Annotated in this window: 16 protein-coding genes, 1 tRNA gene and 1 pseudogene; 2 read left to right on the top strand and 16 right to left on the bottom strand. The window is 67.3% G+C overall.

What is annotated here, in order from left to right; genetic code table 11:
- Position 1: 1 nt before the first annotated feature.
- The 8 genes from glyQ to V7Q81_RS00960 all read right to left on the bottom strand — a co-directional run bounded on the left by glyQ (position 2) and on the right by V7Q81_RS00960 (position 6,666).
- Complete coding sequence (gene glyQ / locus V7Q81_RS00995; protein ID WP_333839460.1) at positions 2 to 886, bottom strand: glycine--tRNA ligase subunit alpha; 885 nt, start codon at positions 884 to 886, stop codon at positions 2 to 4.
- Positions 887 to 949: 63 nt separating this feature from the next.
- Complete coding sequence (lnt, locus tag V7Q81_RS00990) at positions 950 to 2,512, bottom strand: apolipoprotein N-acyltransferase (RefSeq protein ID WP_333839458.1); 1,563 nt, start codon at positions 2,510 to 2,512, stop codon at positions 950 to 952.
- A complete protein-coding gene (locus tag V7Q81_RS00985; protein WP_333839456.1) occupies positions 2,509 to 3,336 on the bottom strand; it encodes an HlyC/CorC family transporter in 828 nt (275 codons plus the stop codon). The genes lnt and V7Q81_RS00985 overlap by 4 nt, the downstream gene beginning before the upstream one ends.
- Complete coding sequence (ybeY, locus tag V7Q81_RS00980) at positions 3,320 to 3,832, bottom strand: rRNA maturation RNase YbeY (RefSeq protein WP_333839454.1); 513 nt, start codon at positions 3,830 to 3,832, stop codon at positions 3,320 to 3,322. The genes V7Q81_RS00985 and ybeY overlap by 17 nt, the downstream gene beginning before the upstream one ends.
- Entirely contained in the window at positions 3,816 to 4,772 is a 957-nt protein-coding gene (locus V7Q81_RS00975; RefSeq protein ID WP_333839452.1) for a PhoH family protein, read from the bottom strand. Before V7Q81_RS00975 ends, ybeY begins: the two co-directional genes overlap by 17 nt.
- Positions 4,769 to 6,196: a tRNA (N6-isopentenyl adenosine(37)-C2)-methylthiotransferase MiaB gene (gene miaB, locus V7Q81_RS00970; RefSeq protein ID WP_442954726.1), complete on the bottom strand. Its 1,428-nt coding sequence runs from the start codon at positions 6,194 to 6,196 to the stop codon at positions 4,769 to 4,771. The genes V7Q81_RS00975 and miaB overlap by 4 nt, the downstream gene beginning before the upstream one ends.
- On the bottom strand, positions 6,117 to 6,437 hold the full coding sequence (locus V7Q81_RS00965) for a hypothetical protein (RefSeq protein WP_333839448.1): 321 nt from the start codon (positions 6,435 to 6,437) through the stop codon (positions 6,117 to 6,119). The genes miaB and V7Q81_RS00965 overlap by 80 nt, the downstream gene beginning before the upstream one ends.
- A gap of 153 nt (positions 6,438 to 6,590) precedes the next feature.
- A tRNA-Met gene (locus V7Q81_RS00960) sits at positions 6,591 to 6,666 on the bottom strand.
- Positions 6,667 to 6,982: 316 nt separating this feature from the next.
- Between V7Q81_RS00960 and V7Q81_RS00955 the strand changes: the two genes are divergently transcribed.
- Complete coding sequence (locus V7Q81_RS00955) at positions 6,983 to 7,993, top strand: 2-dehydropantoate 2-reductase (RefSeq protein WP_333839446.1); 1,011 nt, start codon at positions 6,983 to 6,985, stop codon at positions 7,991 to 7,993.
- On the opposite strand, the gene V7Q81_RS00950 is transcribed toward V7Q81_RS00955, so the two are convergent.
- The 6 genes from V7Q81_RS00950 to rpe form a co-directional block, all read right to left on the bottom strand.
- Positions 7,990 to 8,850 carry an indole-3-glycerol phosphate synthase TrpC gene (locus V7Q81_RS00950; protein WP_333839444.1) on the bottom strand — a complete coding sequence of 287 codons (861 nt, stop codon included), beginning with the start codon at positions 8,848 to 8,850 and terminating at the stop codon, positions 7,990 to 7,992. The two genes, V7Q81_RS00955 and V7Q81_RS00950, sit on opposite strands and share 4 nt — an antisense overlap.
- A gap of 22 nt (positions 8,851 to 8,872) precedes the next feature.
- Positions 8,873 to 9,898: an anthranilate phosphoribosyltransferase gene (gene trpD / locus V7Q81_RS00945; RefSeq protein ID WP_333839442.1), complete on the bottom strand. Its 1,026-nt coding sequence runs from the start codon at positions 9,896 to 9,898 to the stop codon at positions 8,873 to 8,875.
- Complete coding sequence (locus tag V7Q81_RS00940; RefSeq protein ID WP_333839439.1) at positions 9,895 to 10,515, bottom strand: aminodeoxychorismate/anthranilate synthase component II; 621 nt, start codon at positions 10,513 to 10,515, stop codon at positions 9,895 to 9,897. Before V7Q81_RS00940 ends, trpD begins: the two co-directional genes overlap by 4 nt.
- A gap of 216 nt (positions 10,516 to 10,731) precedes the next feature.
- Entirely contained in the window at positions 10,732 to 12,255 is a 1,524-nt protein-coding gene (trpE, locus tag V7Q81_RS00935) for an anthranilate synthase component I (RefSeq protein ID WP_333839438.1), read from the bottom strand.
- A gap of 150 nt (positions 12,256 to 12,405) precedes the next feature.
- Positions 12,406 to 13,116 (bottom strand): phosphoglycolate phosphatase, encoded by a 711-nt coding sequence (locus tag V7Q81_RS00930; protein WP_333839436.1) that lies wholly within the window; start codon positions 13,114 to 13,116, stop codon positions 12,406 to 12,408.
- A 4-nt stretch (positions 13,117 to 13,120) separates the two neighbouring features.
- Positions 13,121 to 13,786, bottom strand: coding sequence for a ribulose-phosphate 3-epimerase (gene rpe / locus V7Q81_RS00925; RefSeq protein ID WP_333839435.1), 666 nt, complete (start codon positions 13,784 to 13,786; stop codon positions 13,121 to 13,123).
- A 278-nt stretch (positions 13,787 to 14,064) separates the two neighbouring features.
- Here rpe and apaG point away from each other — a divergent pair, with 278 nt between their 5' ends.
- A complete protein-coding gene (gene apaG / locus V7Q81_RS00920; RefSeq protein ID WP_333839433.1) occupies positions 14,065 to 14,448 on the top strand; it encodes a Co2+/Mg2+ efflux protein ApaG in 384 nt (127 codons plus the stop codon).
- A 436-nt stretch (positions 14,449 to 14,884) separates the two neighbouring features.
- On the opposite strand, the gene V7Q81_RS00915 is transcribed toward apaG, so the two are convergent.
- Entirely contained in the window at positions 14,885 to 15,640 is a 756-nt protein-coding gene (locus V7Q81_RS00915) for a DsbC family protein (RefSeq protein ID WP_333839431.1), read from the bottom strand.
- Between the two features lie 180 nt (positions 15,641 to 15,820).
- Positions 15,821 to 16,075, bottom strand: a pseudogene (locus V7Q81_RS00910) (UbiH/UbiF family hydroxylase); the annotation flags it as partial.

Raw genomic sequence — 16,075 nt, 5'->3', positions numbered from 1 at the left:
CTCACGCCGCTTTGGCTTGCTGGAGCATCGGGAAGCCCAGCGCCTCCCGGGACGCGTAATAGGCCTGGGCCACCAGGCGCGCCAGGGTGCGGATGCGCCCGATGTAGGCGGCGCGCTCGGTGACCGAGATAGCGCCCCGGGCGTCGAGCAGATTGAACGTGTGGGAGCACTTGAGGACCATCTCGTAGGCGGGCAGGGGCAAGCCCGCCTCGATGAGCCGCTTGGCCTCCGCCTCGAAGCCCTCGAACTGGGAGAGGAGCCAGGGCACGTTGGATTGCTCGAAGTTGTACCGGGACTGCTCCACTTCGTTCTGGTGGTAGACGTCGCCGTAAGTGACCCCGTCGGTCCACACCAGGTCGAACACGCTCTCCTTGCCCTGGAGGTACATGGCGAGCCGCTCCAACCCGTAGGTGATCTCCCCGGTGACCGGACGGCAGGGAAGACTGCCTACCTCCTGGAAATAGGTGAACTGGGTCACCTCCATGCCGTTCAGCCACACCTCCCAGCCGAGCCCCCAGGCGCCCAGGGTGGGGTTTTCCCAGTTGTCCTCGACGAAGCGCACGTCGTTCCTGCGGGGATCGATGCCCAGATAGGCGAGGGAGTCCAGGTACCGGTCCTGGATGTCGAGGGGGGAAGGCTTCAGCACCACCTGATACTGGTAGTAGTGCTGCAGGCGGTTGGGATTCTCGCCGTAGCGGCCGTCCTTGGGCCGCCGGGAGGGCTGGACGTAGGCCGCGTTCCAGGGTTCAGGCCCCAGGGCCCGAAGGAAAGTGGCCGTGTGGGACGTGCCCGCCCCCACCTCTAGGTCGTAGGGTTGCAGCAGCACGCAACCCTGCCGGTCCCAATAGTCCTGGAGCTTGAGGATGAGCTGCTGAAAAGTGAGCATGGAAGCCGCGAAAAAGCCGTCATTTTACGCGGTTCGGCGCTTTTTTATGAAACCCGCCCAGGGTCAAACCGGCGCCTGCCCAGACCGGGGCCGGGCGAGCAGGGCCGCGGCGCAGGCGGCCAGGGCGAGGAGAAGCGCAGGCGCGTTGCCCCAGCGCACGTAGGGGGTCTCGCCCCCATAGCCCCGGACTTCGGCTTCCACCACGGCTTCCTCGTGTACGGGCGCCTGGGCCAGCACTTGCCCGCGGGGATCGATCACCGCGGTCACGCCCGTGTTGGTAGCCCGCAGCATGTAGCGGCCGGTCTCCAGCGCTCGGGTCTGGGACATCTGCAGATGCTGCCACAGGGCGAAGGAATCGCCGAACCAGGCGTCGTTACTCACGTTGGCGAGCAGGGTTGCCTCGGGAAGCTGGCGGATGATCTCCTCCCCGAAGGCGTCTTCATAGCAGATGTTGACCGCTACCCGCTGGCCGGCCACTGTGAGCGGCTGCTGCCACGGATCGCCGCGGGCGAAATCGGTGAGCGGGATGTGCAGGGCTTTCATCGCCCAACCGAAACCCGGGGGAATGAATTCCCCGAAGGGCACCAAGTGGGATTTGCGATACGCCTGGACTGGGGAGCTGCCCCGGCTCACCACGCTGTTGTAATAGACGCCCCCTTCGGGGTCGGACATCTCCGGTACCCCTACTAGCAGGTCGCCGCCGCGGCTTACCACGGAGGCGGTGAGCTCGTTCCAGTAGGCCTGCGGCACCTGGTGGTAAAACAGGGGCAGCGCGGTCTCCGGCAGGATGACCAGGGTGCCGGATGCCTTCCGCGTGAGCGCTAGGTACTGGCGCAGGGTGGCCTCCACCCGGTCCTCCCGCCACTTGAGCTCCTGGGGCACGTTGCCCTGGATCAGGCTCACTTTCACCGGTTCTGTGACCGGCCAGGTAAAGGTGAGGCCCTTCAACGTCCCGCCCGCGAGCCACAGGAGGCCGCCCGCCGCCACGCCGAGCGCGAGCCCGAGGGAGGGCCGAAGTCGCCGGGTGGCGGCGAGCAGCAGCGCCGCGGCGAGCCCCGCGCTGAAGGCCACGGCGAGCCCGACGCCATAAATGCCAACCGCCGGCGCGTAGCCGGCCAGCGGGCTTGCGGGAATCTGGGAGTAGCCCACCGCCAGCCAGGGAAAGCCGGTGAAGAGCCAGCCCCGCAACCACTCGGCGGTCACCCACAGGCCTGGGATCAGGAGGGTCATGCGCAGCAGCAGCGGGACCGACACCTTGGCCTGCAGCCAGCCCACCAGCGCGGGGAACAAGGCGAGCACCGCGCAGAAGAGCAGGGTGGCGAGGGCGGCGAGGGGGGCCGGCATGCCGCCGAACACATGCAGGCTCACCCACACCCAGCTGACGCCCACGCCGAAGAGCCCCAGCCCGAAGGCGAAGCCCGCAGCCGCGGCGGCGCCCGGGCGCGGCAGCACGCCCCACAGGGCAAACAACAGGGCGAGGGCAAGGGGCGGGAGAAAGAAGGCGTGGAACGGGGCGTAGCCGGCGACGGCCGTCGCCCCCAGGACAAGGGCCCCAGCCAGCGTCCCCAAGATACGGGCGCGGGAAGCCGAGCGCAAACGGGGAAGCGACCGGTGCGCCGCCGTCATGCCTCGTCCTGAACTCGCTCCACCAGCAAGGTGTGCAGCCGGCGGCTGTCGGCGCGCAGGACCTGGAACCTGACCCCGTCGGCGGTCACCGACTCGCCGCGCCGGGGCAGGCGCCCAAAGAGGGACAGCACCAGCCCGCCCACGGTGTCGTACTCCTCGTCACTGAAGCGGGTGCCCAGGGCGGCGTTGAAGTCCTGGATCTCCGTGGTGGCCTTGACGCGGTAGCGCCCATCCTTGTCGCGGATGATGTTGTCGCCGGCCTCCTCGTAGTCGTACTCGTCCTCGATCTCACCGACGATCTGCTCCAGCACGTCCTCGATGGTCACCAGCCCCGCCACGCCCCCATACTCGTCCACCACGATGGCCATGTGGTTGCGATTGCTGCGGAAATCTTTGAGCAGCACGTTGAGCCGCTTCGACTCGGGGATGAACACCGCCGGGCGCAGCATGGCGCGCACGCTGGATTCTTCCCCAGCATAGAAGCGCAGCAGATCCTTGGCGAGCAGGACGCCGATCACATTGTCCTTGTTGCCGTCGTAGACCGGGAAGCGGGAATGGGCGGTCTCGATGGCAAAGGCGGTCATCTCCTCCGGCGTCGACTCGATGTCGATCATCTGCATCTGGGAGCGCGGGATCATGATCTCGCGCACGGGCATCTCCGAGACCTGGATCACGCCCTCGATCATGCTGAGGGCATCGGCGTCCAGGAGGTTGCGTCGGTAGGCCGAATGGAGCAGTTGCACGAGCTGTTCGCGGTCCTCCGGCTCGCGCATGATGAGCGCGGACAAGCGCTCGAGCCAGCCGGGCTTATCGACTTCTTCCATCCATCTCCCCATGGGCTGTTTCTGGCTTGTGGTTGGGCGCCTGGGACCCGTAAGGGTCGGCGTAGCCGAGCGCCCGCATGATTTGCGATTCCAGGCGCTCCATCTTGGCGGCCTCCGCCTCGTCTTCGTGGTCGTGGCCCTGCAGGTGTAGTACGCCGTGGACCGTGAGGTGGGCGTAGTGGGCCAGCACCGGCTTGCCCGCCTCCCGTGCCTCCCGCGCCACCACCGGCGCGCACAGCACGATGTCGCCCCGGAGCGGCTTGAACTCGGGGTAGGGGAAGGTGAGGACGTTGGGAGCGTAGTCCTTGCCGCGGAAGCGCTGGTTGAGCGCCCGGGCCTCGGGCTCGTCCGTCACGCGGATCACGATGGCGGCGGGCCGCTGCAGCGCGCGGCCGACCCAGCGGCGGAACTGGCTGCGGCTGGGCACCCCAGGCTGGACGGTGGCGTACTGGACCGAGAGAGAGAACGGCGCCGGGCGCCTACTGCCGCTTGGCATATTCGTCGTAGGCCTGGACGATGCGCTGCACCAGGGGATGGCGCACCACGTCCTCAGCCTGGAACACGGTGAAGGCGATGCCGCGCACGCCGGCGAGCACCTCCTGAGCTTCCACTAGCCCGCTTTTCTGTCCCCGGGCGAGGTCAATCTGGGTCACGTCGCCAGTGATTACCGCCTTGGTGGCGAAGCCGATGCGGGTGAGGAACATCTTCATCTGCTCGGGGGTCGTGTTCTGGGCCTCATCCAGGATGATGAAGGAGTGGTTCAGGGTGCGCCCCCGCATGTAGGCGAGGGGCGCGATCTCGATCGCTCCCCGCTCGAAGAGTTTTGCCACCCGGTCAAAGCCCATGAGTTCGTACAGGGCGTCGTAGAGGGGCCGCAGGTAGGGATCGACCTTTTGCGCGAGATCCCCGGGGAGGAAGCCCAGCCGCTCCCCCGCCTCCACCGCCGGCCGGGTGAGCACGATGCGCTTGACCCGGTCCCGCTCCAGGGCGTCCACGGCGCTTGCCACCGCGAGGTAGGTCTTGCCCGTGCCCGCCGGGCCGATGGAGAAGGTGATGTCGTGTTCCTGGATCTGGCGCAGGTATTGCACCTGGCGCGGGGTGCGGCCGTGTAGATCGGAGCGCCGGGTCACCAAGGGCGGCGATTCCAGGGGCCGCGCCGCCCCCGGAGCCGGGTTCATCACTTCCACCAGCCCCAGCTGGATGTCTTCCGCGCTCAGGTGGTGCTGGGCCTGGTCGTAGAAGGTGCGCAGCGCCCGCGCCGCCAGATCGGCCCGCTCCGGCGCGCCGCTCAGCTTGAAATGCTCGCCGCGCCGGGCGATGGTCACGTCCAGGGCCACCTCGATCTGGCGCAGGTTTTCGTCCAGGGCGCCGCACAGGTTGGCCAGGCGCTGGTTGTCGGGCGGGGAGAAGGACAGTTCGAGGACGGCGGACTTCAATTCGGTAATGAGGCGAGCCTGCCGCGCAAGGAATGGGGCAGGGCGGCCGTGATGCTTACGTTGACGAATTGCCCGATCAGGCGGGCGGGGCCTGCGAAATTCACCACCCGGTTGTTTTCCGTGCGACCCTGGAGCTCTGCGGGGTCCTTCTTGGACGGGCCTTCCACCAGGACGCGCTGTTGCGTGCCCACCATGGCGCGGCTCAGGGCCTGGGCCTGGGCATCGATCAGCGCCTGCAGCCGGGCCAGGCGCTCGAGTTTCACCGCCTGCGGGGTGGGGTCCGGCAGCTCCGCCGCGGGCGTTCCCGGCCGCGGGCTGTAGACGAAGCTGAAGCTCGCGTCGAAGCCCAGCTCCTCCACCAGCCGCAGGGTCGCCTCGAAGTCCTCCTGCGTTTCGGTGGGAAAGCCCACGATGAAATCCGAGGAGATGGAGATGCCCGGACGCGCGGCCCGCAGGCGCCGGACGATGGACTTGTACTCGAGCACCGTATAGCCCCGCTTCATGGCGGCCAGCACCCGGTCCGAGCCCGACTGCACGGGCAGGTGCACGTGGGCGGCCAGCTTGGGAATCTGGGCGAAGGCGTCGATCAGCCGCTGCGTGAACTCCCGCGGGTGGGACGTGGTGAAGCGCAGGCGCTCCAGGCCGGGAAGCTCGGCGAGATAGCGCAGGAGCAGGGCCAGATCCGCCGTGTCCCCGTCGTCCATGGCCCCCCGGTAGGCGTTCACGTTCTGGCCGAGGAGGGTCACCTCCCGCACCCCCCGGTCCACCATGGAAGCCACCTCCGCCAGCACGTCCTCGAAGGGGCGGGACACCTCGTCCCCCCGGGTATAGGGCACCACGCAGAAGGTGCAGTACTTGCTGCAGCCTTCCATGATGGAGACGAAGGCGCTTGCCCCCGTCACGCCCGCCGGCGGCAGGGCGTCGAACTTCTCCACCTCCGGAAAGGACACGTCCACTTGGGGCCGTCCGGTCTCCCGGCGCGCCCGGATGAGCTGGGGCAGCCGGTGTAGGGTCTGGGGCCCAAACACGAGATCCACGTAAGGGGCCCGGGCGATGATGCGCTCGCCTTCTTGACTCGCCACGCATCCGCCCACCCCGATCAGCACCCCGGGCCGGGCGCGCTTGAGGTGTTTGACGGTGCCCAGATCGGAGAACACCTTTTCCTGAGCCTTCTCCCGCACCGAACAGGTATTGAATAGGATGAGGTCGGCTTCGGCCGGATCATCGGTCGACTGGTATCCTTCCGCCGCCCGGAGCACGTCGGCCATCTTGGCCGAGTCGTACTCGTTCATCTGGCAGCCGAACGTCTTGATGTAGACCTTACCGCCCACGGGAATCGAAGGATTACCGGCGCCGCTTGAGCTCCTCCCGGGCGAGCTCCTCGGGAGTGAGCAACCACACACGGGACAAATCCCCGTTGCCATCCACCCGGTAGAGCACCCGGGCGTCCGCCGGAAGGGCGGGGGGCATCACAACACGGTTCCAAGTGTCGAAGATTCTGGCACCTGGCGCGAGGCGATAGGTCTTGCCGGCGATTTGGGCGTAGGGATATTCGAAGGCGTCCACTTTCCCCAGGGCGGCCTCTTGCGGCAGCAGACGCTGGGCCGCGGCGCCCCCGGCGACGAAAAAGAACAGGATAAACAGAAAGATAGAGCCTGACCGCATGGGGTTTACGATAGCACGCCCCCGGGCCTCTCGCAATCGGCATGGGCTCGGCGCGGAAGAAACCGACGCCCCTTGGGGCGCGCGATCCCCAAGGGAGACGGTTGCGGGCCAGGCGAGGAGCAAGGCAATGTGAGGGGCTTGAGACGGAGGCGCTGGTGGCGAATCAGGGATTCGAACCCCGGACCAACGGATTATGATTCCGCTGCTCTAACCACTGAGCTAATTCGCCACGGAGGGCCGAAACTATGCCAGCGGCCCTCGACGGCTGTCAAGGAAGGCCCCCCAGGCAAGGGCGGAGGCAAAGCGCAAGGATAAGCTTCAATGATGAAATCCATAAGGATTATCTATTTTCACTGATATGAAAAATTGACCGCGGTCAATTTCCGGGGGGGACCGCCTCCCCCACACTCCCTTCCGCTTCGAGTCTCGCAGGAAGAAGGAGATTCCCAGGGGACCCCCTCGGTCCCAGAGGGGCGGGCGAGCCTGGGCATGTCCTCTCTCCGGTCTTCGAAATTTCCTGAACAACAGCCGTAACGGGGGATGTCATGAAGATTTGCGTTGTGGGTGCCGGCGCCATTGGCGGCTATCTGGGCGTCAAGCTGGCCCTGGCGGGCGAGGATGTGACCCTCATCGCCCGCGGCGCCCATCTGGAGGCCATCAAGAAAAACGGCCTCAAGCTCGTCATGCACGACGGCACCGAGCACGTGGCGAGGAACGTGAAAGCCACCAGCGTCATGGCCGAAGCGGGGATCCAGGACCTGGTGATCCTCGGCATGAAAGCCCACCAGCTTCCCCCGGTGGCCGCGGAGCTGCGGGCCATGTTCGGGCCCCAGACCATCGTGGTACCGACCCAGAACGGCATCCCCTTTTGGTACTTCCAGCGCCACGGTGGGCCCCTGGAGGGACGCATCGTGGAATCGGTGGATCCGGGAGGGGTGTGCGTGAAGAACATCGAGGCGGAGCGCATCCTGGGCTGCGTCGTCTATCCCGCCAGCGAGATCGCCGCCCCCGGGGTGATCCGGCACATCGAGGGAGATCGCTTCCCCATCGGCGAGCTGGACGGCTCGGAGACCGAGCGGGCGCGGCGCGTGTCCGAGACCTTCATCCGGGCCGGCTTCAAGTCCCCGATCCTGCCCGACATTCGCTCCGAGATCTGGCTCAAGCTGTGGGGCAACCTCACCTTCAACCCCATCAGCGCCCTTACCCATTCCACCCTGGTGGACATCTGCCAGTACCCCCTCACCCGGGATCTCGCGGCCAAGATGATGACCGAGGCCCAGACGATCGCCCACAAGCTCAACATCCACTTCCGGGTACCTTTGGAGAAGCGCATCGCCGGCGCCGAGAAAGTGGGCAAGCACAAGACCTCCATGCTCCAGGACCTGGAGGCCGGCCGGCCCTTGGAGGTAGACGCCCTGGTGGGGGCGGTGGTGGAGCTTGCCCGCATGACCGACACGCCCTCGCCCCACATCGACGCGGTGTACGCCCTCACCAAGCTCCTCGACAAGACCGTGCAGGAAGAAAAAGCCTGCGTGCGGGCCCTCAAGCTCGCCTAGGCGAAGAGCCGGGCGAGCTCGGCGCCCGGATCCTCCGCCCGCATGAAGGCTTCTCCCACCAAAAAGGCGTGAACGCCCCGGGCCCGCATGCGAGCGACATCCTCGGGGGTCAGAATCCCGCTTTCGGTGATCACCGTCCGCTCGGGTGGGATCTGATCAAGGAGCCCGAGGGTCGTCTCCAAGCGGGTTTCGAAAGTGCGCAGGTCCCGGTTGTTGACGCCGATCAGGGGCGTGGCGAGGGTGAGGGCCGCCGCCAGCTCCTGCCCGTCGTGGACTTCCGCGAGCACCGCCATCCCGAGGGAGTGGGCGAGGGACTCGAGCGCTTGCATGCGGGCAAGATCGTAGCTGGCAGCTGCGGAGCAAGGACCCTCTGCTCCCGCAGGCAAGCGCTGGCCGTCTGCCGTGGGCAGACGAAACGCCGCCACGATGAGCAGGAGGCAGTCCGCGCCCATGGCCCGCGCCTCGAAGACCTGGTATGGATCGATGACGAAATCCTTGCGCAGCACGGGCAGCTCGCAGGCGGCGCGGGCCGCCCGCAGGTGGTCCGGGCTTCCCTGGAAGAATGTCCGGTCGGTGAGCACCGACAGGCACGCCGCGCCATGGCGGGCGTAACTGCGGGCGATCGCGTCCGGGTCGAACCGCTCCCTCAGCACCCCTTTGCTGGGGCTCGCTTTCTTGATCTCGGCGATGACGGCGGGCTGGCCTGCGGCGATGCGCCCGCGCAGGGCGCCGGCGAAGTCCCGCGCCGGGGGCGCGGCACGGGCCTGGACCTCGACTGCCTCCCGGGGCAGCGCCGTGCGGGCCGCGGCCACCTCCTGCGCTTTCGCGGCGAGGATCCGGGCTAGGATGTCGGCCATCGGTTTTCGTGAATGTCCGAGTTCAGGCCCTGAATCGGTTGGTCAGCTCGACGAAGGCGTCCAGCTTCCGCCGCGCCGCGCCGCTTTCCAGCGCCGCGGCCGCCCGCTCGATGCCCTGTTCCAGGGTCTTCGTGACTCCGGCGAGGTACAGGGTCGCGCCGGCATTGAGCAGCACCATGTCCCGGGCCGGTCCGGGGACATTGTCCAGCACGCCGAGCAGCATGCCTTTTGCCTGGGCCGCGTCCTCCACCCGGATGGCGGCGGGCTCGCCCAGCTTCAGGCCGAACTGGGCCGGGTGCAGGGTGTACTCGGAGACCTCCCCGTTTTTGAGCTCCCCCACCAGGGTCTCGGCGCAGATGGAGATCTCGTCCACCCCGTCCAACCCGTGCACCACCATCACGTGGCGGCTGCCCAGGCGCTGGAGCACCCGCACCTGGATGCCCACCAGGTCCGGGTGAAACACGCCCAAGAGCTGGTTCCTGGCCCCTGCTGGGTTGGTGAGGGGCCCCAGGATGTTGAACAGGGTCCGCACCCCCAGCTCCCGCCGCACCGGGGCGGCGTGCCGCATGGCAGCGTGGAAATTGGGCGCGAACATGAAGCCGATGCCCACCTGCTCGATGCACTGGGCGACCTGCTCGGGGCTGAGCTGCACCCAGGCGCCCAAGGCCTCCAGCACGTCGGCGCTGCCGCTTTTGGAGGACACCGACCGCCCCCCGTGCTTGGCTACCCGGGCGCCGGCGGCGGCGGCGACAAAAGCGGAGGCCGTGGACACGTTGAACGTGTGGGCGTTGTCCCCCCCGGTGCCGCAGGTGTCCACCAGGTGGGCGCTGTCCTCCACCGGCACCGGGGTGGCGAACTCCCGCATCACTTGGGCCGCGGCGGTGATCTCGCCGATCGTCTCTTTCTTGACCCGCAGGCCCATGAGGATGGCGGCGATCTGGGCCGGCGTCATCTCGCCGCTCATGATCTGGCGCATGACCGAGAGCATCTCGTCGTAAAAGATCTCCCGGTTGTCGATCAGACGGTTTAACGCTTCCTGGGGTGTCATGCCTTGCTCCTTTTGGCGCGTGCCTCTGCCGCCGCCGCTGGTCCCGGCGGCCCTTCCGGCCAGAGAAAATTACCGAGCAGCGCGTGCCCGTGCTGGGTCAGGATGGACTCCGGATGGAACTGTACGCCTTCCACCCGAAGTTCCTTGTGCCGCACCCCCATGATCTCCCCGTCGTCGGTCCAGGCCGTCACCGCAAGGCAGCTAGGCAAGCTCGAGCGTTCGATCACCAGGGAGTGATAGCGGGTCGCCTCGAACCCATCGGGCAGCCCGCGAAACACGCCTTCTCCCGTGTGGTGGATGCGGGAAGTCTTGCCATGCATGAGGGCTTGGGCGTGCACGATGCGCCCGCCGAAGGCCTGCCCGATCGCCTGGTGCCCCAGGCACACTCCCAGGATGGGGATCTTTCCCGCAAAGCGCTGAATCAGCGGCACCGACACCCCCGCCTCGTTGGGCGTGCACGGTCCTGGGCTGATGACGATGTACTGGGGCGCGAGCGCCTCGATCTCCTCCAGGGTGATCTCGTCGTTGCGCACGACCTTCACCTCCTGCCCCAGCTCACCCAGGTACTGCACCAGGTTGTAGGTGAAGGAATCGTAATTGTCGATCATGAGGAGCATAATTGCAGCACCCAATTGATTTAATTAATTATATTGTGCCGATGGGCAGCCTCGATACCCGCTCGAATACCTGCTTTTTCCCGGTGGGTTCACGGGAGCCGGCTGCGCAGCTCCTCGGCGACCTTGCGCTTCTTCTCCTGCTGGCGCGCAGGCTTCTCGCGGAATTCTTCATCGTCGATGCCGCGCATCATGTACTCGCGCCGCTCGCCCTTTCATTCAGCGCGACAATGGCTCTGCGCCTCTGCGCCTCTGGGGCTCATCCTGGATCTCGAGCCTCGTATCGAGTCCCCCATGGGCCAGCTCGGAAGCGCGCAGGATCGCGCGGGCCTTGTTCTGGGTCTCGATCCATTCGCTGCGCGGCACCGAATCGGCCACGATCCCGGCGCCCGCCTGCACGTAGAGGGTGCCGTCTTTGACCAGGGCGGTGCGAATGGCGATGGCGAGGTCCATGTCTCCGTTGAACCCCAGATAGCCCACCGCGCCGGCGTAGACCCCCCGCTTGCAGGGCTCCAGCTCGTCGATGATCTCCATGGCCCGCACCTTCGGCGCGCCGCTCACCGTGCCCGCCGGGAAGGTGGCCTTGAGCACATCCAGGGCCCCGAGCCCCGGGCGCAGCCGCCCCTCCACATTGGACACGATGTGCATCACGTGGGAGTAGCGCTCGATCACCATGTTCTCGGTGACTCGCACGGTTCCAGTGCGGGCCACCCGCCCCACGTCGTTGCGGCCCAGGTCCATGAGCATCACGTGCTCGGCGCGCTCCTTCGGGTCGGCGAGGAGCTCCGCCGCGAGCCGGGCGTCTTCCTCCGGCGTCTTGCCCCGGGGTCGGGTGCCGGCGATGGGGCGCACCGTCACCGTCTCGCCTTCCAGCCGCACCAGGATCTCGGGGGAGGCTCCCACCACGTGGAAGCCGTCCAGATCGAAATAGAACAGGTAGGGCGAAGGATTCAATCCCCTGAGCGCCCGGTACAGGGCGAGGGGGGAGGCATGGAACGGCTGGCGCATGCGCTGGGACAGCACCACCTGCATGATGTCGCCCTCGAAGATGTAGCGCTTGGCCCGCTCCACCGCCGCGATGAAGGCTGCCTCCGCGAACTCGCAGGTCGTGGGCCCGCAAGGGCAGGGGTCGCTCGCCGGGATCTTCAGCGGCTCGCGCAGGCGCGCGAGCAGCTCCGCCAGGCGCCGGCGCGCGCGGCCGTAGGCGTCCGGCTCCCGCGGGTCGGCGTACACCACCAGGTAGAGCTTGCCCAGCAGGTTGTCGATCACTGCCAGCTCCTCGGAGAGGAGCAGCAGGATGTCTGGCGTGCCCAGCGCGTCCGGCTTGTTCGTGCGGGCGAGCCGGGGCTCGATGTAGCGCACCGTGTCGTAGCCGAAGTAGCCCACGAGTCCACCGCAGAAGCGGGGGCCCGCCGCGAGGGGCGCGGCGCGAAAGCGGGCGAGATACGCTTGGAGGTAGCCGAGAGGATCGGGGGTTTCGTGCTCTTCCACGGTGGCCCCCCGCCGGCACAGGGCGACGCGCTGGCCCTTCACCTCGATGCGCAGCTCGGCGGGCAGCCCGATGATGGAGTAGCGGCCGAAGCGCTCGCCCCCGATCACCGACTCCAGCAGGTAGGAGTGGGGCTCGGCGGCCAGCTTCAGATAGAGGGAAAGGGGCGTGTCCAGGTCGGCCAGGGTCTCGAGGACCACGGGCACGCGGTTGTAGCCGCGCGCGGCCAGCTCATTGAATGCCTGTTCAGTCACGGAAATCTCCACGAAAGGACTTGAAACCGGAAACGGCAGGCGCGAACGCCTGGATACGCTTTAGGGGCGCCAAAGGCGCCAGGGGCGGATCGCGAACCGTTCGATTTCAATCCTTTTGGAGCTCACGGCTGAACGTGTCTGACGATTTCTCTACAACGTGCCCCCGGCGGCCGGTCGGGCTTTGCGCACCAGCCGGGGCACTTCGTGCACGCCCGCTACTATAGCATCGCAATCGAGTTCCTGCACCTGGGTGCCCTCGTTGTAGCCGTAAGGTACGCATACCACCGGACAGCCGGCCGCCCGGGCCGCCTGGGTGTCGTTGGGCGAGTCCCCCACCAGCAGGAGCTGCGCCGGGGCGAGCCCGAAATGCTGGGCCGCATAGAGCAGGGGCATCGGGTCCGGTTTCTTGCGCGGCAGGGTATCGCCCCCGATCACCAGGTCGAAGTAGCGGGCGAGCCCCGCCTGGGCGAGCAGCGGCCGGGTGAAGCGCTCCGCCTTATTGGTCACGCAGGCAAGCGGCAGCCCCTGGCCTTGGAGCGCCGTCAATCCCTCCACCACGCCGGGATAGGGGCGGGTGCGCACGCACAGGTTTTCCACGTAATGGGGCTCGAACACAGCGAGCGCCCGCTCCACCTCCGCGGGCGTGGGCGCCCGGCCGGTGGCATCCGCGAGGCAGCGGGTGATCAGGTTGTGCAGCCCCTTACCGATGTAATTGCGGATGGCCGCCTCGGGTAAGGGCTCGAGTCCCAGCGCCTGCAGCATGCCATTGGCCGCCACGGCGAGATCCTCGGCGGTGTCGAGCAGCGTGCCGTCTAAGTCCAGGACCACGGCCCCCACGGGAATGGGAAAGCGGGGGGGCATGGGCCTAGACCTTCTCCAATTCCGCCCGCATGGCGGCGATGGTGGCCTGGTAGTCCCGGGTCCCGTAGATGGCCGAGCCAGCGACGAAGGTATCTGCCCCGGCCCGGGCGATCTCGGCGATGTTGTCCACTTTCACGCCCCCGTCCACCTCCAGCCACACCTCGCGGCCGCTCGCGTCGATGCGCCGGCGCACCTCCCGCAGCTTCTCCAAGGCCGTGGGGATGAACTTTTGCCCGCCGAAGCCCGGGTTGACCGACATGATCAGCACCAGGTCCAGCTTCCCCAGGGTCCAGTCCAGGTAATGGAGCGGTGTCGCCGGATTGAACACCAGCCCCGCCTTGCAGCCGCAGTCGTGGATCAGGCCGATGGTGCGGTCCACGTGCTCCGAGGCTTCGGGATGGAAGGAGATGATGTTGGCCCCTGCCTTGGCGAAGTCCGGTACGATCCGGTCCACGGGCTTCACCATCAGGTGCACGTCGATGGGCGCTTCGGTGAGGGGCCGGATTGCCTCGCACACCAGGGGTCCGATGGTGAGGTTGGGCACGTAATGGTTGTCCATCACGTCGAAGTGGATCAAGTCGGCCCCGGCGGCGATGACCGAGGTCACTTCCTCGCCCAGGCGCGCGAAGTTGGCCGAAAGGATACTGGGGGCGATCCGGTACGTGGGCATGGACCCTCCACGGGTGACAAAGCACGGATTTTAGCGGGATTGCCTTCCCGCCTGCATAACGGGCGCTGATTGCCGGAAAAAGCCGCCGTTATGCGCGGGCGCTTGTGCTCACCGCGCCTTTGGTGTGCAATAAAATGGACTTCGATGGCGAGTGATCCATTGAGCGCCATCCATCTCTCGCCCCCTTAGGGGGCGCGGGAAGGGGAGAGGCGGACGGAGCCGGGCGCCGTCAAACGCTTCTATAGCGCCCGGCAGATTCCTTCCCTTGCGAGGCTCCCATGACCGAACGCAGAATTTACCGCATCGACGTGAAGGCGCGCACCACCTACCTCCCCGATCAGTCGGACGAGGCGGAGAGCCGCTACGTGTTCGCCTATACCATCACCATCACCAACACCGGCACGGTCACCGCCCAGCTCGTGAGCCGCCACTGGATCATCACTGACGCCGACAGCCGCGTGCAAGAAGTGCGAGGCCTGGGAGTGGTGGGCGAGCAACCGGTGCTGCGTCCCGGTGAGAGCTTCGAATACACGAGCGGCGCCGCCATCGCCACCCCCGTGGGCACCATGACCGGCCGCTACCACATGCGGGCCGAGGACGGGGTCACCTTCGAAGCCCCCATCCCCGAGTTCACCCTGAGCGCGCCCCGCATACTCCATTGAGGGCGGGCCCGCGGCGCGGGGCCCTGCGCCCGTGGCTGCCCTTCCCCCGCCGGGGTGCCCCTGCGGCGCGCTGGCCCTGGGGGCCCAGGCGCCGAGAAAGGGGGCAGTTCGGGTTCTCCTGAACGTCGCGCGGTCAAGGCATGCCGCGAGAGGGTCCCCGGACGGACCCTGCCCCGCGGGAGAGGGCAGCGGCCAGGGCGCGCGCCGGTCGGCCCGTTTTCGCTTCCCTTGGAGAGAGGGCCGGCAAGGCCCGCCTATTCCTTCCGGTCCTCCCCCCCGTCGCGCCGCTCCTTTCGCGGCAGGGTCCACCACACGATGAAAATGACCAGCCCAAGAGCGAGTGCGGTTTCCAGCAATACCACCCACATGGCGCCGCCTCAGGCGGAGGCGCCGGACTGCGCCGGCGAGCCACCGGGATGGAGCAGGCGGCGTTGCCTCATCGCCCCGCTCCGCTCGCGCTCTTCGCCTCGTTGAGGGCTTGCTCCAGGGCTTGTGCGGTGCGGGGACCCGTGTATTCGGTGCCGTCGGCGAGAAAGAGGGCGGGTGTGCCCTGCAGGCCCAGGCGCCGGGCCATCTCGTGCACAGGCTCCGCCCGGTACTCGCAGCCCGCTTTCTCGACGGGGGGCACCTGCTCCCGCAGCATCAGGTCCTCGAACGCCTTGCCCGGGTCCTTGGCGCACCAGACCGCCTGGGACTTGGTGAGGGAGCTTTCGGCGAGAAACGGCCACAGGAAGGTGTAGATGGTCACGTCGGTGAGCTGCACGAGCTCCTTCTGCAGCGCCTTGCAGTAGGGGCAGTTGGGATCCTCGAAGGTGATGAGGGTGCGCTTGCCGTTGCCCTTCACCCGCTTTACCGCCAGCTTGAGCGACCCGTTGATCAGGGCGGCGTTGAGCCGGCTCACCGTCTCCCGGGTGAGGTCCTTGTAAGGGGTGGTGCGCACGTCGAGCAGTGCGCCGCCAGCGAACAGGAACTGGGCCTTCTCGTCGGTGTACATCACCAGGCTTCCCCGGGGGCTCGCCACGACCACTTCATAGAGCCCGGCGAACGGGGTGGGCTTCACGCTTTCGATGCGCTCCCCCTTCAGGCGCGCTTCCAGCGCCTTCTTCGCCGTCTCGGCGTCGGCGCGGGCGAAGGCGCCAGGCAGCATCACGAGGAAAGCCGCCATCCAGGCGGTCAAGAAGAATTTCGGCACGATAGGATCCTTTTCACCGTTATCTATGCGCTCTCGAGATTCGCGGCGAAACCGTTGGGTGCGCCTAGGCGCACCGCATCGGAGGCCTTTTCGCCCCCCCTTTGTCGGTGCGTTTCGCCTTACGGCTCAACGCACCCTACGCTCGAGGCCCCCTTCCTCCTCGGCCGTCGGGCGCGCCCTTCATTCGACACTTTCCCCCAGCGCCTGTTGCGCCAGGCACCCTTTCACGGGGGCGAGGGTGTCCACCAGCTTGAGCCCCGTGTTGCGCAGCCACCCGATGCCCCAGGCACGGGCGCTGAACAGGCGCTGCAACCCATCGGTGGCGAGTTGCATGAGGGCCACCTCCTCCCGGCGGGCCCGCTCGTAGCGCCGCAGCAGGTAGTAGTCACCACAATCTCCCACCGGCCCCCGATGCCTGAGAACCTCCGCCAGCAC

Origin of the sequence: Pelomicrobium sp. (assembly GCF_036803785.1) — a bacterium.
Classification (GTDB): domain Bacteria; phylum Pseudomonadota; class Gammaproteobacteria; order Burkholderiales; family UBA6910; genus Pelomicrobium.
Note: the sequence above shows the minus strand (reverse complement) of the source record. Positions and strands in the feature narration are given on the sequence as shown.